Source organism: Pseudarthrobacter sp. PS3-L1, from assembly GCF_030063285.1.
Taxonomy (GTDB): domain Bacteria; phylum Actinomycetota; class Actinomycetes; order Actinomycetales; family Micrococcaceae; genus Arthrobacter.
The window spans coordinates 574640-593516 of record NZ_JASISU010000001.1 but is presented as its reverse complement, the minus strand read 5'-3'; the positions used below and the strand labels follow the sequence as shown (position 1 = coordinate 593516).

Here is an 18877-nt window from a genome sequence, read left to right as displayed (position 1 = left end):
AAGCCTTACTGGGACGGGCAGCATAGGGTGGCGTCGCAGGTAAAGACAGAATCCGGCTTCGGCATCAGTCGGGGGGAACGAGCTCGCCAAACAGGACTCTCAGTCGCCTGCCAAAGAGTCCTCAAGGAACTGCAGGTGCTCGGCTGCCACGTCATCTGAGTGCTTGGCGTACTCAGGGTGCTTGGTGATGAAGTCCTTGATGAAGGGGCAGACGGGAACAGGCGCGATTCCAGCCGCCACCGTCTGGTCGAGTGCGTGCGTGACCAGGATGCTGCCCAGGCCCTGGCCACCAAAGTCCGGGTTGATCACTGTGTGGTAGAAAATGCGCTGCGGTGATGCGCCCACCGTGTACTCCCTGTAGGCAGCTTTCCCGATCTCACGGCTGCCGTCCAGAAGCGAAAACTGCCCACGCTCGGGAACATGACGGACAGTGATCTCAGTTATGGACGTGCTGTGAGTCAATGGATCTCCTTGTGGTGGGAACGGGCTGCTACCGAAGAGGCTAACCCGTTCCCATCACAAGGTCCTACTTTTTCTATCCGAGGTAGCCGTTCGGGTTAAGGACGTACTTCGTAGCTGCGCCAGCGTCAAACTCCGCGTAACCGCGCGGGGCCTCTTCCAGGGTGATCGCCTTGGCGTTGACATTCTTGGCAATGCTCACGCGGTCATGCAGGATGGCCATCATGAGCTGCCTGTTGTACTTCATCACCGGGCACTGGCCCGTGGTGAAGCTCAGTGACTTGGCCCAGCCAGTGCCGAGGCTCAGGCTCAGGGCACCCTTCTGGGCTGCACTGTCCACGCCACCTGGATCGCCTGTGACATACAGACCGGGAATGCCCAGCGCGCCACCAGCAGCAGTGATTTCCATCAGCGAGTTAAGCACCGTTGCCGGCGCCTCCTTCGCGTCGTGGCCGTGTCCGCGCGCTTCGAAACCCACCGCATCGACGCCACAGTCCACTTCGGGAACGCCCAGCAGCTGCTCAATCTGCTCCGCTGGACCGCCCTTCGTGAGATCTACTGTCTCGCAACCGAAACTGCGGGCCTGGGCAAGCCGGTCCTCGTTCATGTCGCCCACAATAACCACGGCGGCGCCCAACAACTGCGCACTGGTTGCTGCTGCGAGGCCAACAGGGCCAGCGCCCGCCACGTACACGGTGGACCCGACACCAACGCCCGCTGTGACCGCACCATGGAAACCGGTGGGGAAAATATCCGAGAGCATTGTCAGGTCAAGCATCTTTTCAAGCGCCTGGTCCCGGTCCGGGAATTTCAGGAGGTTCCAGTCAGCGTAGGGAACCAAAACGTAGTTCGCCTGACCGCCAACCCAACCACCCATGTCCACATAGCCATAGGCGCTGCCCGGGCGGTCCGGGTTCACGTTGAGGCAGATGCCTGTTTTACGTTCCTTACAGTTCCGGCAGCGGCCACAGGCAATGTTGAAAGGCACCGAGCAGATGTCGCCGACCTTGATGAATTCAACATCGCTGCCCACCTCCACGACTTCACCAGTGATCTCATGGCCCAGAACCAGGTTGGCCGGAGCTGTCGTGCGACCACGGACCATGTGCTGGTCCGAGCCACAGATGTTGGTGGCCACGGTCTTGAGGATTACACCGTGGTTGACTGCACGCCCCACGTTGGCCGGGTTGACACCAGGACCGTCCTTGAGTTCAAACGTGGGGTAATCAATATCAATGAGTTCTACCTGGCCCGGGGCCTTGTAGGCAACGGCTTTGTTCCCTGTCATCTTGTCTCCTTTAATACCGACCAGCCCTCATCGTTGAAGGGCCGGTTACAGCGTGAAACGTCTCGATGCGTACCCCAAAACCCAACATCCTGCAGCGGGCATTACCGTGGGGGATGTGGGGATGTGGAGCTCACGCCAGTCTAGGTACGCAGGTCAGGGAGGTCTATAGGTATTTGGCTGAAGATTTTTTCTCGCAGCGCAGAAGACCCAGATTCACCACCGTTGAGCCCACTGCCGTGACAGCGGCTGGCCCCTGCACCACGAGACAGCCCGGTATTCTGGCAAGAGACACCGGACCGGAAACGGCCACCGCCGTCGTCCCTTTTCTCGCTTTCCCCAAGAAAGGCGCACCATGGAGGTCTCTCCCCTTGTCTGGACCCTCACGGTAGGTGCGATCATTGGCCTGCTGGTCTTTGATTTCTACTTCCACGTCCGCAAGGCCCACACCCCCACGCTGAAAGAGTCGACCATCTGGTCTGCTGTCTATGTGGGCCTGGCGCTCCTTTTTGGTGTCGGTGTCCTGCTGTTCGGCGGCACCACCATGGGCACCGAATATTTTGCTGGCTACGTCACGGAGAAGGCCCTGTCAGTGGACAACCTCTTCGTGTTCCTGATCATCATGGCCAGCTTCAAGGTCCCGCGCGCCGATCAGCAGAAGGTGTTGCTTTTTGGCATCGTCTTCTCTCTGATCGCCCGGACCGGCTTCATCTTCCTTGGCGCGGCGCTGATCAACAGCTTCGCGTGGTTGTTTTACATCTTCGGCCTGATCCTGCTGATCACGGCAGGCAACCTCCTCAAGCCGGATAACCACGACGATGACTCGGATTCCTTGATCATCCGGTGGGCGAAAAAGTTCCTCCCGGCGTCGGAGCATTACGACGGCGACAAACTCTTCACCATCGAGAACGGCAAGAAGGTCCTCACCCCGATGCTGCTGGTGATGATCGCCATCGGTGCCACGGACCTGTTGTTCGCACTGGATTCAATACCGGCGATCTTCGGCCTGACGCAGAACGTCTACATCGTTTTCACGGCCACGGCCTTCTCGCTGATGGGCCTGCGGCAGTTGTTCTTCCTGATCGACGGCCTGCTGGATCGGCTGATCTTCCTTTCCTACGGACTGGCCACGATCCTGGGCTTTATTGGCGTCAAGCTGATCCTGCACGCACTCCATGAGAACAATGTGCCCTTCATCAATGATGGCGAACACGTCAACGTGGTCGAGATCAGCACCGGGCTCTCACTGACAGTGATCCTTGGCGTGCTGGTGATCACCGTCATCGCGTCGCTTTTCAGTCCCAAGGGCAAAGCCAAGAATGCGGTATCCGGAGCACGGCGCCACGCTACCGAGTACCTGGACCTCACCTATGAGACGGATATGGGGGACCGTGACAAGATCTTCGCCCGCATGTGTCGCGAAGAAGAGCAGATCCGGAAGCTTCCCGAGAAGTACAAGCGCCTTGTCCACCACGAAACAGAATTTGTGGGCCTCCTCAAGAAAGCCCACGCTGAACACGATGAAGCGCAGGTCAGGGCGGGCAAAAAGTAGCCTCTGTCGCCGACGCACGACGCCGGCCGGCCCCTTCAGCGGGGCAGCCTGGCACTTTTGTGCCGGGCCAGGTGCGCCGGGCCATGGGTCTCAGCACGTCGACCAGCAAAAAATGCTGCGGACTGCGCCCGTTGCGTTCGGGCCGCCTGTGGATTCAGGCCTGTGGCCCAGGCCGGATAAACGCGGAACCCGCGCTTTCCCGGGTAAGCAGCAGATTCGGTCATGCCAAGGCTTTCGAGATGCTCGGCTGTGCAGCGGAACACTCCGCGCCGCCCGAGCTCCCCGATCAGGACCACGGGTCCATCCTGGTCTGCGGATCGAAAAGGGGCCGTCGCTCCAGCGTCCGTCCGGCGCCAGAATGCCAGGAACGCACCGTCTTCCACAGGTGTGAGCCTACCGCCGAGAAACGACTGCGGGTTTCAACGGACAGCATCCGCAAGAAGTTGCCTGAATTGCTCCTCGCTGTCCAGGACCAACATTTTGCCGTTCAGGAAAAAAGTAGGCGTACCTGAGACGCCCAATGCCGTACCGTCAGCCACGTCTTCGCGCACACGATCCCGCGTGGACTCGGAGACAACCGCACGATCATATGCCGCCATGTCCAGGCCAAGGTCCTCGGCATAGGTCCTGAACAGCGGCGCCTTCGACTCGCCACCCTCGCCCCATTCCTGCTGGGTCGCAAACATGCGGTCAGCCATCTCCTCGTATTTTCCCTGCTGGGCTGCTGCCTCAACCGCCACGGCGGACGTGCCCGAATTGCGGTGCCCAGGCAACGGGAAGTAGCGGTGAACAAACGTGACGCGATCCCCGTATTCGGCTTTTAGCTCCTCCAGGAGGGGCACTGCCGCCAGGCAGGACTCGCATTCGAAGTCCAGGAATTCCACCAACTGGGCTTTTTCCTCTGCCGGTGCCGTCACCCGGTGGCTGTTGTCGCGCACCAGTTGCGCATTGATGGGCGCGGTGGTTGGGGCACTTTCTGGCTCGTTGCCGCTGCTGGCCACAATAAACCAGACGATCCCTACGGCCACGATGGCTGCCAACAGTGCCCAGATAGCAGCGCGGATCCGCCGCTCCCGGCGGGATGCGTCAGGTTCGGTACGGGTGGGCTGGTGGGTCATTTTTCGAGCCTCTCGAAGGGCGCTGCGCAACAGGTGCACGCGACTTGTTGGATATTTGCGTGCTGGCTGCTGCCGGCTGGCGCGACAGCGCAGCAGACCTCGCCACGCCAGGCGTTAATTCCTTCACGAACGGCGATGGCTGCGATCACCAGCGCGGCACCAGCGTCGGCCCACCACCAGCCCAGCGTGCTGTTCAGAATCAATCCCAGCAGGAGCACCGTTGACAGATACGTGCAGAGCAACGTCTGCTTGGAATCGGCCACAGCGGTCCTGGATCCAAGTTCCCTGCCGGCTCGTCGCTGGAACCAGGACAGAAACGGCATGATGGCCAGGCTGAGAGCAGCGATGATTATCCCCGCTGGTGAGTGCTCAGCGGGTGTTCCGCCCGCGAGTGCGCGGACGGCATCAAAGGAGACGAAGGCGGCCAACACGAAAAACGATAGTGCGATGATGCGCAGTGTCAGCTCCTCTCGGCGCGCGGGATCGCGGGAAGCAAACTGCCATGACAGAGCTACGGCGGAGGTCACCTCAATCACGGAGTCCAGGCCGAAGCCGATCAGGGCCGAAGAGTCAGCCACGTTGCCGGCCCAGAGCGCCGCGATCGCTTCCACCACGTTGTAGGTGATGGTGGCGGCAGCGAAGAACTGGATCCGACGGCTCAGGACAGCCCGCCGCCGGACATCCGGCCCCACTGGCGTGTGCGTAAGGGCGCTCATTTCAGGCATGCCCCGTCAGGTGCGCAGCACCCAGGGTCCACAGCAAGGACGACGCCGATCAAGTCCCGGATAGCGCTACCAAGGCGCGTGTCCGCAAGTTCGTAGCGGCTACGCCGTCCGTCCGGAACAGCCACCACCAATCCACAGCCCCGCAGGCAGGTCAAGTGGTTCGACATTTTCTGGCGTGTGACTCCGATGGAATCGGCCAGGTCGGATGGATAGCTGGACGCGTCAGCGAGGGCCAGGAGGACACGGGCCCTGGTGGGGTCGGAGACGGCGTAGCCGAACCGAGCCAGGACGGGAGCATCTGTCAGTATCCGCATTCGATTAGAGTACAGAAAATCCTGTATTCACGCATTCCTGTACTTCGAACGTCTGTTCCCCGGACCCGTGTCTGCTGCGTAAAATTGACCAATGAACTACGCCGGGCACGTGCGGCTCGCTGGTCCGGCAGATGCCGCCGCCTGCGCTGACATCTACGCACACTACGTTTCCACGACAGCTATCTCGATGGAAACCTTTCCGCCGTCAGTTTTGGAGATGGAGCAGCGAATAACCCGTGCCCTGCGCAAGCATGCGTGGTTTGTTCTTGAGCACGATGGTCATATCCGAGGTTTCGCCTACGGCAGCGAATTCCGGCCACGCCCTGGATACCGGTGGACCAGCGAGGTCAGCGTTTACCTTGCTTCGGATGCGCGCGGCGCCGGCGCTGGCAGGCCACTCTATGAGGCCCTTCTCACCCGCCTGGACGAGCGTGGCTACCATTCGGTCATGGCTGGAATTGCCCAACCAAACCTTCCGAGTGAACGATTCCACCTGTCCCTTGGGTTTATTGCCATCGGGACGTTCCCGAAGGCGGCCTGGAAAAATTCCACCTGGTATGACATCACGTGGATGCATCGGGAACTGAGCACTGAGCCCCCTAGCGAGCCAACTGAGATCATCTGACGCGTCAGAGGTGCCGAAGGTATCTTTCCGGGGCGGCCATGAACGATTTCCAATGGTTGACAACGTCCAGGTCTTCCCATGCCATATCCCGCAAGCCCCACGGTCCAACTTCGAGGATCTGGGCTCCGGGTAGCGCGGCAAGGAGCGGCGAATGAGTGGACATGACCAACTGGGATCCGGGTTGGGCCAGGATCTCCTTCAATAGCCCCACCAAGCCCAGGCAACCCTGGAACGACAGGGCCGATTCCGGCTCATCCAGCACCCACAGCCCCTGACCGTGGAATCTTTCTTTCACAATTTCGAGAAAGGATTCCCCGTGGGACATTTCATGGAACACCGGATCGGGGACCCGGCCAGGATTATCCTCCAGGTAGGTAAAGAAGCCATGCATGGTCTCGGCGCGCAGGAAATATCCCCGGCGGCTGGTCCCAACGTTCCTGATCAACTGCAGATGATGGGAAAGCACTGATTCGGAGACTCTGGTGCTGTGCCGTGCACCTGTGGAGCCACCCTCCGGCGAGAGTCCATAGGCGGCTGCGATCGCCTCCACAACGGTGGATTTCCCGGCCCCGTTTTCGCCCACAATCACCGTGGCCTGCCGCAGGTCCAGACCTTCATCCACCACCTGTTTCACGGCAGCAAGCGTCGCTGGCCACCTTCCGCGCGGTAATGGCTTGTCCGTCCGCTCTGTGACGCTACGAATCGGATACGTGGAAAAACTCATCTCCCATTGCTACAGGGTGCACCCACGCAATGGGAAGCTCCCGGGCCATATCCCTCCTGAGCGGGCGCAGGCGCTGGGCAGGCAGCGCGCAGCAGAATGTCATACCGTGTTGCTAGATTCATTACACGGTTTCCGGAGCTCCCTCCGGAGACCGTGCCTAGGGGAAGGCCCGCGTTGTTCCTGCTGCAGTCCGCCACAGCCGATTCAGGGGCCTTTGACCTGATCTTCTCCGCCACCGACCTGGTCAATGCCAGCGAATGCGAATACCGCCTGCTCCGGACCCTGGATGAGAAACTGGGCCGCACCCCGAAGGCCATGTTCGCCACTGACCCCATGCGCCAGCGTGCCGGTGAACTGGGCGACCTGCACGAGCTGACGGTGCTGGCCAGCCTCGTAGCAAAATATGGAACATCCGACGGCGCCACGCCAGGAGGCGTCTACCGGCTGGATCGCGGTCCGACCACGCGGGACGCACTGCTGGCCCGGCACGCGGAAACGGAGAACGCCTTGCACTCCGGAGCCGACGTCGTCTTCCAGGCCACCTTCTTCGACGGCGAATTCCTCGGGTACGCAGACTTCCTGGTCAATGAAAATGCAGGCACGGGCAAACCTGGCCGGTACCAGGTCTGGGATACCAAGCTGGCCCGGCACGCCAAGGTAGGTGCCCTCCTGCAACTTGCCGCTTACGGAGACCAACTGGAGTCGATGAACCTGCAGCCCTCCCCCGACGTCACCCTGGTCCTGGGAACCCAGGTGGCTGGTGACTGGCTTCGAAGCGTCCACTCCCTACCGGACCTGCTGCCCGTTTTTCGTGACCGACGGCGGCGCTTCCGCGATCTGACACGCTCGCATCGTGCCGTGGGCCAGCCAGTGCCGTGGCAGCAGCCCGGGGTGATGCACTGCGGGCGGTGCGACTACTGCGCCGAGCAGGTCCAGCTCCACCGGGATCTACTGATGGTTGCCGGGATGTCCACCGCACAGCGGCACACACTGCACCTTCGCGGAATCACACGTGTTGATCAGCTTGCTGCACTGGAACCCGCCGAGGCCACAGGTTCCGTGGCACGGCTCCGGGCCCAGGCACGAATGCAACTACACCTGGACGCGCCGGACGGCACCAGGACTTTCAGCAGGGATGGTGCTGACCACACAGTGTCATTCAAAGTGCTGACCGGGCAGACCATTGGCACGCTCCCGGCGCCCAGCCCCGGCGACATCTTCTTCGATTTTGAGGGCGATCCCCTCTGGCAAGACCCGGAAGACGGCACATGGGGTATCGAATACCTCTTCGGAGTTGTGGAATATCCTCTGCCAGGCCAGGCGGACACCCCCAGCTTCCGGCCCTTCTGGGCTCATTCGCGCGCTCAGGAGAAACGGGCTTTCCTCGCTTTCCTCGCCTATGTCGAGGGCCGCCGTAAAACCTATCCTGACCTGCACGTCTACCACTACGCCGCCTACGAAAAATCGGCGCTGCGCAATCTGTCACTGCGGCATCAGGCGGGTGAGGCGACAGTGGACGACTGGCTTCGCAGCGGGTTGCTGGTGGATCTCTACGCCACGGTGCGGCAATCGCTGCGCATCTCCGAGGCCAGCTATTCGATCAAAAAGCTCGAACCGCTCTACATGGCGGACAACCTCCGCGCCGGAGATGTTACAGATGCTGGCGCTTCGGTGGTGGCATACGCGCAATACTGCGCCCTCCTAGAAGCTGCGAAAGATGCGCAAGCCGCAGCAGTGCTTGCCTCCATCTCCGATTACAACGAGTACGACTGCCTCTCCACCCTGCGATTGCGTGATTGGCTCCTGACGATCGCACCGGCGTCGGACGCCGCTGGCAGCCATGACGCCTACCTCGAACCGGAAGAGGAAGTTCTGGACGGGACACCACAGGAGGCACGTCTCCAGGAGTTCCTTGCAGACCTGCCAGAAGACCGACCCGCCACTGATGATGAACGTGCCATCGCCATGGTGGCTGCGGCCACCGGCTATCACCGGCGCGAGCGCAAGCAGTTTTGGTGGCAGCACTTCGACCGGGTGGAAGCACCCCTGGAAACATGGGAAGACCAACGCAACGTCTTTGTCGTCACGGCTGCCACAACCGTCTCCGATTGGGCCGTGGCTACCCCGCGGGCTCGTATGCGCACCAGGATCACCAGCCTCCGCGGAATCATGACTGAGGGTTCAGACTTCAGGGCAGGAAGTACCTGGTGCAGGCTGTTTGACGCGCCGGCACCCGACGGAATGCGCGATCCCGCCGCCGGTCCAAGGGGCAACGCCACTGGCAGGGGGTTCAGCTTTGGAACCACCATCAAGGCTGTGGAACCGGATCCGGAACATCCCGAACAGACCATCATCACCATCGCCGAGAAGGAAACTGCCAAAGTTCCCGCCTATCCCAACGCACCGATGGCACTGACGGAAGACGAACCCCTCCGGACGGCGTCGATCGAAGCTGCCCTTACCGCCCTGGCAACCGATGTGGCGGAGGCCCTCCCGGCTCTGCCCGCACACCCCGGACTGGCGATCCTGCGCAGGCAACGGCCAGCCTTCCGCACCCTGTCAGCACCGGTGCCCGTGCCAACCCCGGAACGGCAGGGCGCCCTTGGGGATGGGGATCTTGATGCTGGCCCCGATTACGTTTCCGCAATGACAGAGTCCCTGTTGGAGCTGGAAAACTCCTACCTGGCAGTTCAGGGACCCCCAGGCACCGGAAAAACCTTTGTGGGAGCGCACGTGGTTGCGAGGCTGGTTGCGGCGGGTTGGAAAATCGGGGTGGTGGCCCAGTCCCACAGCGTGGTGGAGAATTTCCTGCGCAGGGCAATTGACACCGGCGGCGTGGATTCAGCGGTTGTGGCCAAGAAGGTGGTCAGCAAGACAGCGGACGCACCTGATGTGCCCTGGGGCCTGAAAGCTGACGGCGATGTCGGCAGCATCCTGGCCCGGCCTGGCGGATGCCTGGTGGGCGGGACGGCATGGACCATGACCGGCAAGGAAGTACCAGCCGGATCACTGGACCTCTTGGTCATTGATGAGGCAGGCCAGTTTTCCCTGGCCAACACCCTTGCCGTGTCCCAGGCAGCCCCGCGGCTCCTGCTGCTCGGCGATCCACAGCAATTGCCCCAGGTTACCCAGGGTACCCATCCGGAACCCGTGGACGAATCAGCGCTGGGTTGGCTCATCGACCGGCACCGCACCTTGCCCATGGAGCTGGGGTATTTCCTGGCCGACAGCTGGCGCATGCACCCGGTGCTCTGCGGTGCGGTGTCCCGCCTGAGTTACGAGGGACGCCTCCACTCCGCAGCGGCAGCGTCAACGCGGTCACTCGAGACTCTGCCACCGGGAGTGGAAACGGTCTTCGTCAACCACACGGGACAGACAGTCAGCTCTGCGGAAGAAGCAGCCGAGGTGGTGAACCAGGTGCGCAGGCACTGCGGACTGCGCTGGAGGGCTGGTGACGGGCAGGACTCGCGGGATCTGGTTGAAGAGGACATTCTGGTGGTGGCCGCCTACAACGCACAGGTAGCCATGATCCGAACGTTCCTGGACCGTGCCGGACTGCATGGCGTTCGAGTGGGCACCGTGGACAAGTTCCAGGGTCAGGAGGCGCCCGTGGTGCTTGTGTCCATGGCCTGTTCTGCCATTGCTGAGGCGCCGCGTGGAGCCGAGTTCCTCCTCAACCGAAACCGCATCAACGTCGCCGTTTCCCGCAGCCAGTGGCGGGCAGTCATTGTCCGGGCACCGGAACTGACCAGCTTCCTGTCCACCAGGCCAAAAGCCCTGGAGGAACTTGGTGCGTTCCTTGGACTCAGCCCCCGCGCCGAATGACGCAAAGCTACACCTGAGTGCGGTTGCACGAGTAGATTTAGGACAGTGAACTCCCCCGCTGACCGTTTCCCCCTGGGCGCCCTCCTGGTCCTGGCCGCCATCGGCTTTACCGCCATCACCACCGAACTTCTCCCCTCCGGACTGCTGCCCCAAATCAGCAGCGACCTGGGCGTCAGCGAACCGGTTGCCGGATACCTCACCGCCGGGTATGCGGCCATCATCGTCGTCACTGTCCTGCCAGCGGCCATGCTGCTCTCACGGGTTCCGAAACACACGTTGCTCCTGATCCTGATCCTGACGTTTGCCGCCAGCAACGCCCTGATTGCGTTTGTACCGTCCTTTGGCTGGGCACTTGGGGCACGCCTTGTAGGCGGTATTGCGCATGGGCTCCTGTGGTCCACCATGGCCCCGTTTGTTGCGCGGATTGTGCCAGCCTCAAAAGTGGGTAAAGCCTTGGCCATTGTCTTCGCTGGCAACAGCCTGGGGCTCGCCATCGGCGCACCTGTGGGAACCGCGCTGGGCGGCCTGCTTGGCTGGCGTGGGTCGTTTCTGTGCCTCGCGGGCACGGGTATTGTCCTTGCAGTTCTGGCGTTCAAGTTACTGCCACCCGTCCACCGGATTCCGGACTCCGTGCGGCCTTCACTGCGCATGGCCATCAAGCAGCCTGGCGTCAAAATCGTGGCGACAGCGTGGCCGCTGATGCTGATGGCACACTTTGCCCTGTTCACCTACATAGCCCCGTTCCTCCGGGAAGCTGACCTACCGCCCTACAGCGTCACCATCTCACTGACTGTCCTGGGCGTAGCTGGCCTGCTGGGAATCTGGGTTGCTGGCATCACAGTGGATTCCCGTCCCCGAATTTCGTTGCTGATCACCACGGCAGCGACTGCTGTCTCCATGCTGCTGCTGCCAGTCCTTGGCCTGAACCTGGTGGGAGCAATCCTGATGCTGACTGTCTGGGGAGCAGGGATCGGTGCCATGGGAATCTACAATCAATCGGCGATCCTGCGCGCGGGCGGCGAATACAGGGATGCTGCCAACGGCCTCACGGTGCTGACCATCCAGATCGGCATCACGATCGGTGCTCTTTACGGAGCGGCCGCTCTCACGCTGGTGGGCGCCCTGCTTGTCCCCGTCGCAGCCGCTGTTCCCGTAGTGATGGCTTTGGTGCTGACCTTCCTGGGCCGCGGCCATGCATACCCCGCAGGGCCGCTTGAACGGCAGCCCACCAAACCCTGACTCAACCACAAGGGAAGTACTTGCCAAAACGGAAAGTACTTTCTACAGTAGGAGTACCTTTGGACCTACTGAGGAGACAGCTCGTGGAACAAAACATCACACCAGCCAAAGCGCAGCACCTGCTGGACCAGGCTGCGCGTGTGGGATCAGCAACCAGAAGTGACGCTGGCTGGCCAGCCATCACCATGCTTTTGGGGATCGGAGTCACATCCTCCCTTGGCCTCATTGCTTTTGGCCTGGCGCACCAGGTTGGGGACAACGCCATCTTTATCCCCATGATTTCCGTGCTGGCCTGGCTGCTGATCTTCATGGCCTTCGGCCTGTACTTCATGCGCAGTGCAAAACGCGGCTTTGGCAAACGCTGGGCACTCTACATTGCACTGTGGGGCGCTCTCTGGACTTTTGCCATGGCGTTTTCAAGCCTCGCAGGACACACCATGGGCTACTACACCACCTTTGCGGCACTGATCTGTGCTGCGGTGAGTACCTGTGCCGTTATCGAGGCCCGGAAATGAGCGCGGCACCTGACGACGCCACGACGCATCCTCGCCACGAGCTCACCGACAGCCTGACCCACCCCGTTCGGTTTTCCATCATGGCGGCGCTCGCCCAGGTGGAAGAGATCGATTTCAAGACACTCCGGGACCACCTGCAACTCAGCGACTCTGTCCTGAGCAAACAGGTCGCGATGCTGGAGGGAGCGGGATTCGTCCGCATCCGCAAAGGGTTCATCGGTAAGCGCCCCCGCACCTGGCTGACCATGAACAAGCGTGGCGAATCCGCGTGGAAGACCCACCTCCAGGCCCTGCGGAGCATCACCGAGTTCCAGGCCGGGCACGCGCCCGGCCGGTGATGCCCGCGCATCCCTTCGACTTCCACCCCTTGATCCCTGGCCGCGCCTATGCCACGGTGATGGCGGGTAATGCCTCTGATTTTCTGGGAAGGAACGTTATGAATACAGGAAGATCGGCCCTGATGGTGCTCTGCCTGGTAGTACTTGCGGGCTCGGTTGCTCTTGCGCTGCAAGGGTCCGGACCCCTTTGGGGGACCGCCGTTGCCATGGTTGTGTGCATCGGCTCTATCCTGTGGCGGAACCGGAAAGAGCGGGCACACAAAACACCCCACCTCCCCTCCGGTCCAGGCTGACCAGCATTGGCTGGCCAACCCTGGCTGGCCAGCCACGACTGGCAAGCCCGTGATGCTCAGCCGAAGGTGATGTCCTTGACCTCGTGGTCGTAACGGATGGCCAAGGTTCCGCCACCGTGGTGAACCTCGTGATTGGCACCGTCGAAGATTCCGAACGCACCGTAGTTTTCCTGCCAGGAGCGGTTCAGGGCAATCTTGAACGTATAGTGTCCGGCCGGGAGGTCAGCCGTGTAGGTCCAGACCTGCTCCAGGACATCAAATACCATTTGGACCTCGTCAAACTGGGGAGCCCAGTTCTCCGGAGCCCCGCCGAGCATGCCGAAATCGCCCACCACGGCAACGGCATCCGGCTGGTCCCGGAAGACGTCCGCCGCGGAGGTGTCCGCCGTCGGGATTTCTTTGGCGGTGGCCTCCGCAGCACCGGTTTCAGTGCCGGTCGCTGACACAGCGGGAGCCGCTGCTGCCGGTGCCTTCGACCTACGCGAGCGGACTGCCTTCTTGACGGGCTCAACGGCGTCGTCGATCATCTGTGCCGCTTTTCCCATCACGCCGAGGGAAGGCTTCTTCCCGGACGCAGGGGCTGGTGTGGAGGCCGCATCCGGCAGCTTGGTGTCGGCGGGGACAGGGGTGCCCTCAGCCAGCGCAGCGGAGAAGGCCTTCGCGTCAGGGAACGCAACAGTGGCTTTCATTCCGTCCTCGGTAATGGTCCAGCCGCCACGGCCCTTCACAAGCCAACCAGCCTTGACCAGCTTGGCTGTCGCTGCAGTGAGCGCTTTATGCCCACGGGGAATTCCGCCGCTCAGGAGCGCGGCTTCGTAGTCGCTGAACGGAACCCGCCCGGTAGCCTCGGCCAACACTTCACCAGCATTGACGGGAGTACCGTGCTGGGTGTGTTCCGTGAGGACGTCCAGGACGCTCTTGAGGCGGAGGCTGGTGTTTTCTGCTGCTGGCTGGGCCATAGTTCCCCTAGGTAATGTCTACGCCCATCAGCAGCTCATCAGCCGCTGATGACGTACACGTCATCAGTTTTTCGTTTGTGGAAGCGACCAATCTGACGTCCTCGGCGACGCAGTTCCTGCAGGTTCCGGTAATAGGTCACCTGCGCAACCCGACGGTATCCACTGTCCAGGGGAGCTGGTCATTGCTCCTCCCCAAGTGTACCGGGAGACCTCTTTCGGACCCACTAGAGTCCAGCACCGCCTTCCCAAGCCAACCCCTTCCGCGACCTGACCTGCGACAAAGCTTTCCCTGGGCCAGGTCACAAAAGCAGAAGTGCGGGGAACCAGCCGCCTAGACGGCGTTCAACTCATCCAACAGCTCGGTTTTACGCTCCTCCGAGGCGAAGGAAGAATGGATCGAGTTGGCAGCAAGGCGAGCCCTGTCGAAGGCGGAAATCTTCAACACCGCAGCGAGCTGGCTGAAGTTCTCGTCAACGTAACCCCCGAAATACGCCGGGTCATCCGAGTTGATGGACACATTCAATCCGGCAGCCAGCATGGCGGGCAGCGGATGATCCGCCAAGGTGTCAACAGCCCGCAGCCTGACGTTGGACAGCGGGCACACGGTCAGTGGAATCCGCTGGTCCACCAACCGCTCCACCAGATCGGGGTCATCCATGCAGCGGATTCCGTGGTCAATTCGCTCAACACCGAGAATGTCCAAGGCATCTGTCACGTACGACGAGGGGCCTTCCTCGCCTGCATGGGCCGTCAACCGCAGGCCCGCCTCGCGCGCCCTGGCATACAACCGTTCGAATTTGGCGGGCGGGTTGCCCACTTCCGCTGAGTCAAGGCCAATTCCCACAAGGGGAGCCTCCATGGCCAGCAATGATTCCAGAACCTCGAGGGCATCGTCCTCAGGCAGGTCCCGCAGGAAGGCCGCGATGAGGAGAGTGGAAATACCGAACTCTTCCAGTGAGTTGGCCAGCACGGACCCGACACCGTTGATGCAGGTCTCCAGGGACACTCCGCGACTCAGGTGGGCCTGCGGATCGATCATGATTTCTGCATGGCGCACCCCACCCTGGGCAGCCCGCGTGAGGTAGGCGCGGGTCATGTCGGCGAAATCCGCCTCGGTCTGCAGCACCGCCATGTTGGCGTAGTAAAGGTCAAGGAAAGATTGCAGGTCAGTGAATTCATACCTTGAGCGCAGTTCCCCAAGATCCGCGTACGGAAGCTCGATCCCATTACGCTCGGCAAGCGCGAAGATCAGTTCAGGCTCAAGGGTTCCCTCAATATGAAGGTGCAGTTCAGCGACAGGGAGAAGCACAACCGCATCGACGGGCTGCTCTGCAGATGTCTCGGCTACGGTCTCATCAACCGGCTCGGTAAAAATGTCCATCCGGTCAGGATAATGCCCCGGAGGTCCAATAGCGGCTACAGTCGAATTGATGCCAAAAAATAAGCGTACTGATATTTCCCCTGAGCGGACCGCAGACCACCTGGTAGATGGGTTCGTGAAAGTCCGCGGGGCTGGCGAAAACAACCTCCAGAACGTGGACGTTGACGTTCCGCGCGACGCAATAGTGGCGTTCACCGGCGTGTCCGGGTCTGGAAAGTCTTCCCTGGCCTTCGGCACCATCTACGCCGAAGCCCAGCGCCGCTATTTCGAATCCGTCGCCCCCTATGCGCGCCGCCTCATCCAACAGGGCCATAATCCCAAAGTGGACCTGATCACCGGACTGCCGCCCGCCGTCGCGCTTCAACAGCGGCGAGGGGCACCCAGCAGCCGCTCCACGGTGGGAACTGTGACAACACTCTCAAACTCGATCCGGATGCTGTTCTCGCGTGCCGGCACCTACCCGCCCGGGGCCGCATCCCTGGACTCTGATGCCTTCTCCCCCAATACCGCCGCGGGCGCGTGCCCAATCTGCCACGGGCTGGGAATTGCCCACACAGTCACCGAGGCATCGCTGGTTCCTGACCCGTCACTGACCATCCGGGATGGTGCCATTGCCGCATGGCCCGGCGCGTGGCAGGGGAAGAACCTGCGGGACATCGTCACGCAGTTGGGTTACGACGTCGATGTCCCCTGGCGCAAGCTGCCCAGAAAAGACCGTGACTGGATCCTCTTTACCGAGGAACAGCCGGTGGTGGAAGTTACCCCGCAGCGGGACCGGGTGGCAAAGCCCTACAAGGGCCGCTTCTGGAGCGCCAAAAGCTACGTCATGCACACCCTGGCCGACTCACAGAGCGCCTCCATGCGGGACCGTGTCCTGGCGTTCATGGAATCGGGTCCCTGCCAGCGTTGCAAAGGAACGGGCCTCACGCCGGAAGCCCTGGCCGTGATGTTCGCTGGCCGCACCATCGCCGAACTCAATGCACTTCCCATGGCGGAACTGGCCGACGCTGTCCGCCCGACAGCCGAACTGACATCCACCAGCTCTGCGTCGCGGAAACTCTCCACTGGTGAGACAACCAACGTTGCGGTCACCATCAGCAAAGACCTGCTGCAGCGTGTGACAGTGCTTTTGGACCTAGGGCTGGGCTACCTTGCCTTGGGACGGGCCACCCCCACTCTCTCCCCAGGGGAGATGCAGCGGCTCCGGATCGCCACCCAGCTCCGGTCCGGACTCTTCGGCGTCATTTATGTCCTGGACGAGCCGTCCGCAGGGCTGCATCCGGCCGACGCCGAACCGCTCCTTGCCGTCTTGGACCAGCTCAAAGATTCCGGCAACTCGGTTTTTGTGGTTGAACACAACATGGATGTCGTGCGCCGCGCTGACTGGCTGGTCGACGTTGGGCCACGGGCCGGTGAAGGTGGTGGCAAGGTGCTCTACAGCGGACCCGTTGAAGGGCTTGCTGAGGTCACCGACTCCGTGACCCGCCCGTTCCTTTTCCCCGCTGACGCCCGGGGCACCACGGAAAAGCACGTACCCCGCCCTCCAGAGGGCTGGATAGAGCTCAAGGACATCAGCAGGCACAACCTGGTGGAACTGGATGCACGGTTCCCGCTGGGTGTCCTCACTGCCGTAACCGGAGTGTCCGGGTCTGGTAAGTCAACCCTTGTCAGCCATGTCCTCGGTGAAGTGGTGGGCGCGTTTCTCAAGGACCCGGCCAACCGCACACCAGTGGATCCAGATGAACCAGGGCCTGACACGCCATTGACGGTGGGGCCGGTGAAGGGACTGGAGTGCCTTGATCGCCTCGTGAGCGTGGATCAGAAGCCCATTGGCCGGACGCCCCGTTCCAACCTCGCCACCTACACGGGCCTCTTTGACGCCGTCCGCAAGGAGTTTGCCGCCACCAGTGAAGCCAGGGCCCGCGGGTTCGGGGCTGGCCGCTTCTCCTTCAACGTCGCTGGCGGTCGCTGTGAAACGTGCCTGGGTGAGGGATTCGTCTCCGTGGAACTGGTCTTCCTGCCGGGCAGCTACGGACCCTGCCCGGAGTGCGGGGGCTCGCGCTACAACCCCGAAACCCTTGAGATTACTTATCAGGGCAAGAACATCGCTGACGTCCTTCGACTGACAGTGGACGACGCAGCTGATTTCCTGGCCGAGATTCCGGCGGCTGCGCGGAGCCTCAAGTCCCTGCGTGACGTGGGGCTCGGGTATCTGCGCCTGGGCCAGCCGGCGACAGAGCTTTCGGGCGGCGAAGCGCAGCGCATCAAGCTCGCTACGGAGCTGCAGCGGGCGCGCCGGGGACACACCCTGTATCTCCTGGATGAACCCACCACGGGACTGCACCCTGCCGACGTCGAACTCCTGATGAAACAGCTCCACGCCCTGGTGGAAGCGGGAAACACTGTTGTTGTGGTGGAACACGACATGGCAGTGGTTGCGGGCGCCGACTGGGTCATTGACATGGGCCCCTCAGGTGGCGGAGCAGGAGGCAAAGTTGTTGCCCAAGGCGTCGCAGCAGACGTTGCGCGGTCCACCGAAAGCCGAACAGCACCCTACCTGGCGGCAATTCTTCAGGTTCCCTCCAGCTAACTCACAGACTTTGTCTCGATTTGATAACGGAGCACAAAGCACCTACCGTGGGATGAGAGCCCGGATCTCCGGGCCCCTCTATGCCAGGTGCTACCTTCACCAGAGCTGCCCAGCCGGTAGACACCGTATATGACCTCTATTTGTCAGAGGCGGGCAGCGGCGCGTAAACATCCGGGGACGGACCGAGCGCAGGTGACCTCCCGGAGCATCCCATCATGAACAAGAGCACCATTCGCACTGCCGCGCGCCGCGGAGTCACCCTGGCCGCTGTGTCAGCCGCCGGTATTGCCCTCAGCGCCACTGCAGCCAACGCTGCCGCACCCACCTCCAACTGGGATGCAATCGCCCAGTGTGAAAGTGGCGGAAACTGGGCCACCAACACCGGTAACGGCTACTCCGGAGGCCTGCAGTTCAGCCCCAGCACCTGGGCCGCATACGGCGGGTCAGGCAACGCCGCAAATGCATCACGTGAACAGCAGATCGCCGTAGCCGAGAAGGTTCAGGCTGCTCAGGGCTGGGGCGCATGGCCGTCCTGCACCGCGCAGCTGGGCATCTCCGGCGGCGCAAGCGCTGCACCGGCACAGGTACCAGCCCAGGCTCCTGCCCAGGCCGCACCCGTTCAGACCTACCAGGCTCCGGTCCAGGCAGCTCCGACGCAGTACGTTCCTGCCCAGAGCGTTCCAGCCCAGACTTACCAGGCGCCAGCCGTTGCGCAGGCACCTGTCCAGGCACGCCACGCAGCCCCGGTTGCCGTCAGCGGCGAAACCTACACCCTGGTTGCCGGTGACACCCTGAGCTCCGTTGCCGAGAAGCTGGGTATCTCCGGCGGCTGGCAGAGCCTTGCCGATGCCAACCTTGACACAGTTGCCGACCCCAACCTGGTCTTCGCAGGTCAGGTTCTCCAGCTGCCTGCCTAAGGTAAAAGCCCTGGCCGG

General features: G+C 61.9%; 16 protein-coding genes and 1 pseudogene. 8 read left to right on the top strand and 9 right to left on the bottom strand.

Annotated elements, in window-relative coordinates:
- Positions 1–99: 99 nt before the first annotated feature.
- Both QMG79_RS02760 and fdhA read right to left on the bottom strand, forming a co-directional pair.
- Positions 100–462 (bottom strand): GNAT family N-acetyltransferase, encoded by a 363-nt coding sequence (locus QMG79_RS02760; protein ID WP_349357242.1) that lies wholly within the window; start codon positions 460–462, stop codon positions 100–102.
- 73 nt (positions 463–535) lie between these two features.
- Positions 536–1747 carry a formaldehyde dehydrogenase, glutathione-independent gene (gene fdhA, locus QMG79_RS02755; RefSeq protein WP_283537031.1) on the bottom strand — a complete coding sequence of 404 codons (1212 nt, stop codon included), beginning with the start codon at positions 1745–1747 and terminating at the stop codon, positions 536–538.
- Between the two features lie 352 nt (positions 1748–2099).
- Between fdhA and QMG79_RS02750 the strand changes: the two genes are divergently transcribed.
- The gene (locus tag QMG79_RS02750) at positions 2100–3296 is read left to right on the top strand and encodes a TerC family protein (RefSeq protein WP_283537030.1); all 1197 of its coding nucleotides are present in this window, start codon (positions 2100–2102) and stop codon (positions 3294–3296) included.
- A 35-nt stretch (positions 3297–3331) separates the two neighbouring features.
- Here the strand turns inward: QMG79_RS02750 and QMG79_RS02745 are convergent.
- From QMG79_RS02745 to QMG79_RS02730, 4 genes and pseudogenes are all read right to left on the bottom strand, one after another.
- Positions 3332–3682: pseudogene (locus QMG79_RS02745) on the bottom strand (MepB family protein); the annotation flags it as partial.
- Positions 3683–3715: 33 nt separating this feature from the next.
- On the bottom strand, positions 3716–4414 hold the full coding sequence (locus tag QMG79_RS02740) for a DsbA family protein (RefSeq protein ID WP_283537029.1): 699 nt from the start codon (positions 4412–4414) through the stop codon (positions 3716–3718).
- Entirely contained in the window at positions 4411–5130 is a 720-nt protein-coding gene (locus QMG79_RS02735) for a cation diffusion facilitator family transporter (RefSeq protein WP_283537344.1), read from the bottom strand. The genes QMG79_RS02740 and QMG79_RS02735 overlap by 4 nt, the downstream gene beginning before the upstream one ends.
- Complete coding sequence (locus tag QMG79_RS02730) at positions 5127–5453, bottom strand: ArsR/SmtB family transcription factor (RefSeq protein ID WP_283537028.1); 327 nt, start codon at positions 5451–5453, stop codon at positions 5127–5129. The genes QMG79_RS02735 and QMG79_RS02730 overlap by 4 nt, the downstream gene beginning before the upstream one ends.
- Positions 5454–5544: 91 nt before the next feature.
- Between QMG79_RS02730 and QMG79_RS02725 the strand changes: the two genes are divergently transcribed.
- On the top strand, positions 5545–6078 hold the full coding sequence (locus QMG79_RS02725; RefSeq protein WP_283537027.1) for a GNAT family N-acetyltransferase: 534 nt from the start codon (positions 5545–5547) through the stop codon (positions 6076–6078).
- Between the two features lie 4 nt (positions 6079–6082).
- Here QMG79_RS02725 and QMG79_RS02720 read toward each other — a convergent pair whose 3' ends face one another.
- A complete protein-coding gene (locus QMG79_RS02720; protein WP_283537026.1) occupies positions 6083–6802 on the bottom strand; it encodes an AAA family ATPase in 720 nt (239 codons plus the stop codon).
- A 174-nt stretch (positions 6803–6976) separates the two neighbouring features.
- Between QMG79_RS02720 and QMG79_RS02715 the strand changes: the two genes are divergently transcribed.
- The 4 genes from QMG79_RS02715 (at position 6977) to QMG79_RS02700 (ending at position 12719) form a co-directional block, all read left to right on the top strand.
- Positions 6977–10627, top strand: a complete 3651-nt coding sequence (locus QMG79_RS02715) for a TM0106 family RecB-like putative nuclease (protein WP_283537343.1) — start codon at positions 6977–6979, stop codon at positions 10625–10627.
- Positions 10628–10672: 45 nt separating this feature from the next.
- Positions 10673–11866 carry an MFS transporter gene (locus QMG79_RS02710; RefSeq protein WP_283537025.1) on the top strand — a complete coding sequence of 398 codons (1194 nt, stop codon included), beginning with the start codon at positions 10673–10675 and terminating at the stop codon, positions 11864–11866.
- An 83-nt stretch (positions 11867–11949) separates the two neighbouring features.
- On the top strand, positions 11950–12381 hold the full coding sequence (locus QMG79_RS02705) for a hypothetical protein (RefSeq protein WP_283537024.1): 432 nt from the start codon (positions 11950–11952) through the stop codon (positions 12379–12381).
- The gene (locus QMG79_RS02700; protein WP_283537023.1) at positions 12378–12719 is read left to right on the top strand and encodes a winged helix-turn-helix domain-containing protein; all 342 of its coding nucleotides are present in this window, start codon (positions 12378–12380) and stop codon (positions 12717–12719) included. The genes QMG79_RS02705 and QMG79_RS02700 overlap by 4 nt, the downstream gene beginning before the upstream one ends.
- A 349-nt stretch (positions 12720–13068) precedes the next feature.
- Here QMG79_RS02700 and QMG79_RS02695 read toward each other — a convergent pair whose 3' ends face one another.
- Positions 13069–13971, bottom strand: a complete 903-nt coding sequence (locus QMG79_RS02695; RefSeq protein ID WP_283537022.1) for a pullulanase X25 domain-containing protein — start codon at positions 13969–13971, stop codon at positions 13069–13071.
- Between the two features lie 331 nt (positions 13972–14302).
- Positions 14303–15352, bottom strand: a complete 1050-nt coding sequence (locus QMG79_RS02690; RefSeq protein WP_283537021.1) for an adenosine deaminase — start codon at positions 15350–15352, stop codon at positions 14303–14305.
- 49 nt (positions 15353–15401) lie between these two features.
- Between QMG79_RS02690 and QMG79_RS02685 the strand changes: the two genes are divergently transcribed.
- Positions 15402–17942: an excinuclease ABC subunit UvrA gene (locus QMG79_RS02685; RefSeq protein WP_283537020.1), complete on the top strand. Its 2541-nt coding sequence runs from the start codon at positions 15402–15404 to the stop codon at positions 17940–17942.
- Positions 17943–18157: 215 nt separating this feature from the next.
- Entirely contained in the window at positions 18158–18859 is a 702-nt protein-coding gene (locus QMG79_RS02680) for a transglycosylase family protein (protein WP_283537019.1), read from the top strand.
- Positions 18860–18877 lie beyond the last annotated feature (18 nt).

Bases quoted from the DNA above. Each gene is read 5' to 3' on its own strand.
- QMG79_RS02690 (WP_283537021.1), bottom strand. From the start codon at position 15,352: ATGGACATTTTTACCGAGCCGGTTGATGAGACCGTAGCCGAGACATCT.
- QMG79_RS02680 (WP_283537019.1), top strand. From the start codon at position 18,158: ATGAACAAGAGCACCATTCGCACTGCCGCGCGCCGCGGAGTCACCCTG.
- QMG79_RS02735 (WP_283537344.1), bottom strand. From the start codon at position 5,130: ATGAGCGCCCTTACGCACACGCCAGTGGGGCCGGATGTCCGGCGGCGG.
- QMG79_RS02695 (WP_283537022.1), bottom strand. From the start codon at position 13,971: ATGGCCCAGCCAGCAGCAGAAAACACCAGCCTCCGCCTCAAGAGCGTC.
- QMG79_RS02725 (WP_283537027.1), top strand. From the start codon at position 5,545: ATGAACTACGCCGGGCACGTGCGGCTCGCTGGTCCGGCAGATGCCGCC.
- fdhA (WP_283537031.1), bottom strand. From the start codon at position 1,747: ATGACAGGGAACAAAGCCGTTGCCTACAAGGCCCCGGGCCAGGTAGAA.
- QMG79_RS02750 (WP_283537030.1), top strand. From the start codon at position 2,100: ATGGAGGTCTCTCCCCTTGTCTGGACCCTCACGGTAGGTGCGATCATT.
- QMG79_RS02730 (WP_283537028.1), bottom strand. From the start codon at position 5,453: ATGCGGATACTGACAGATGCTCCCGTCCTGGCTCGGTTCGGCTACGCC.
- QMG79_RS02740 (WP_283537029.1), bottom strand. From the start codon at position 4,414: ATGACCCACCAGCCCACCCGTACCGAACCTGACGCATCCCGCCGGGAG.
- QMG79_RS02720 (WP_283537026.1), bottom strand. From the start codon at position 6,802: ATGAGTTTTTCCACGTATCCGATTCGTAGCGTCACAGAGCGGACGGAC.
- QMG79_RS02700 (WP_283537023.1), top strand. From the start codon at position 12,378: ATGAGCGCGGCACCTGACGACGCCACGACGCATCCTCGCCACGAGCTC.
- QMG79_RS02685 (WP_283537020.1), top strand. From the start codon at position 15,402: ATGCCAAAAAATAAGCGTACTGATATTTCCCCTGAGCGGACCGCAGAC.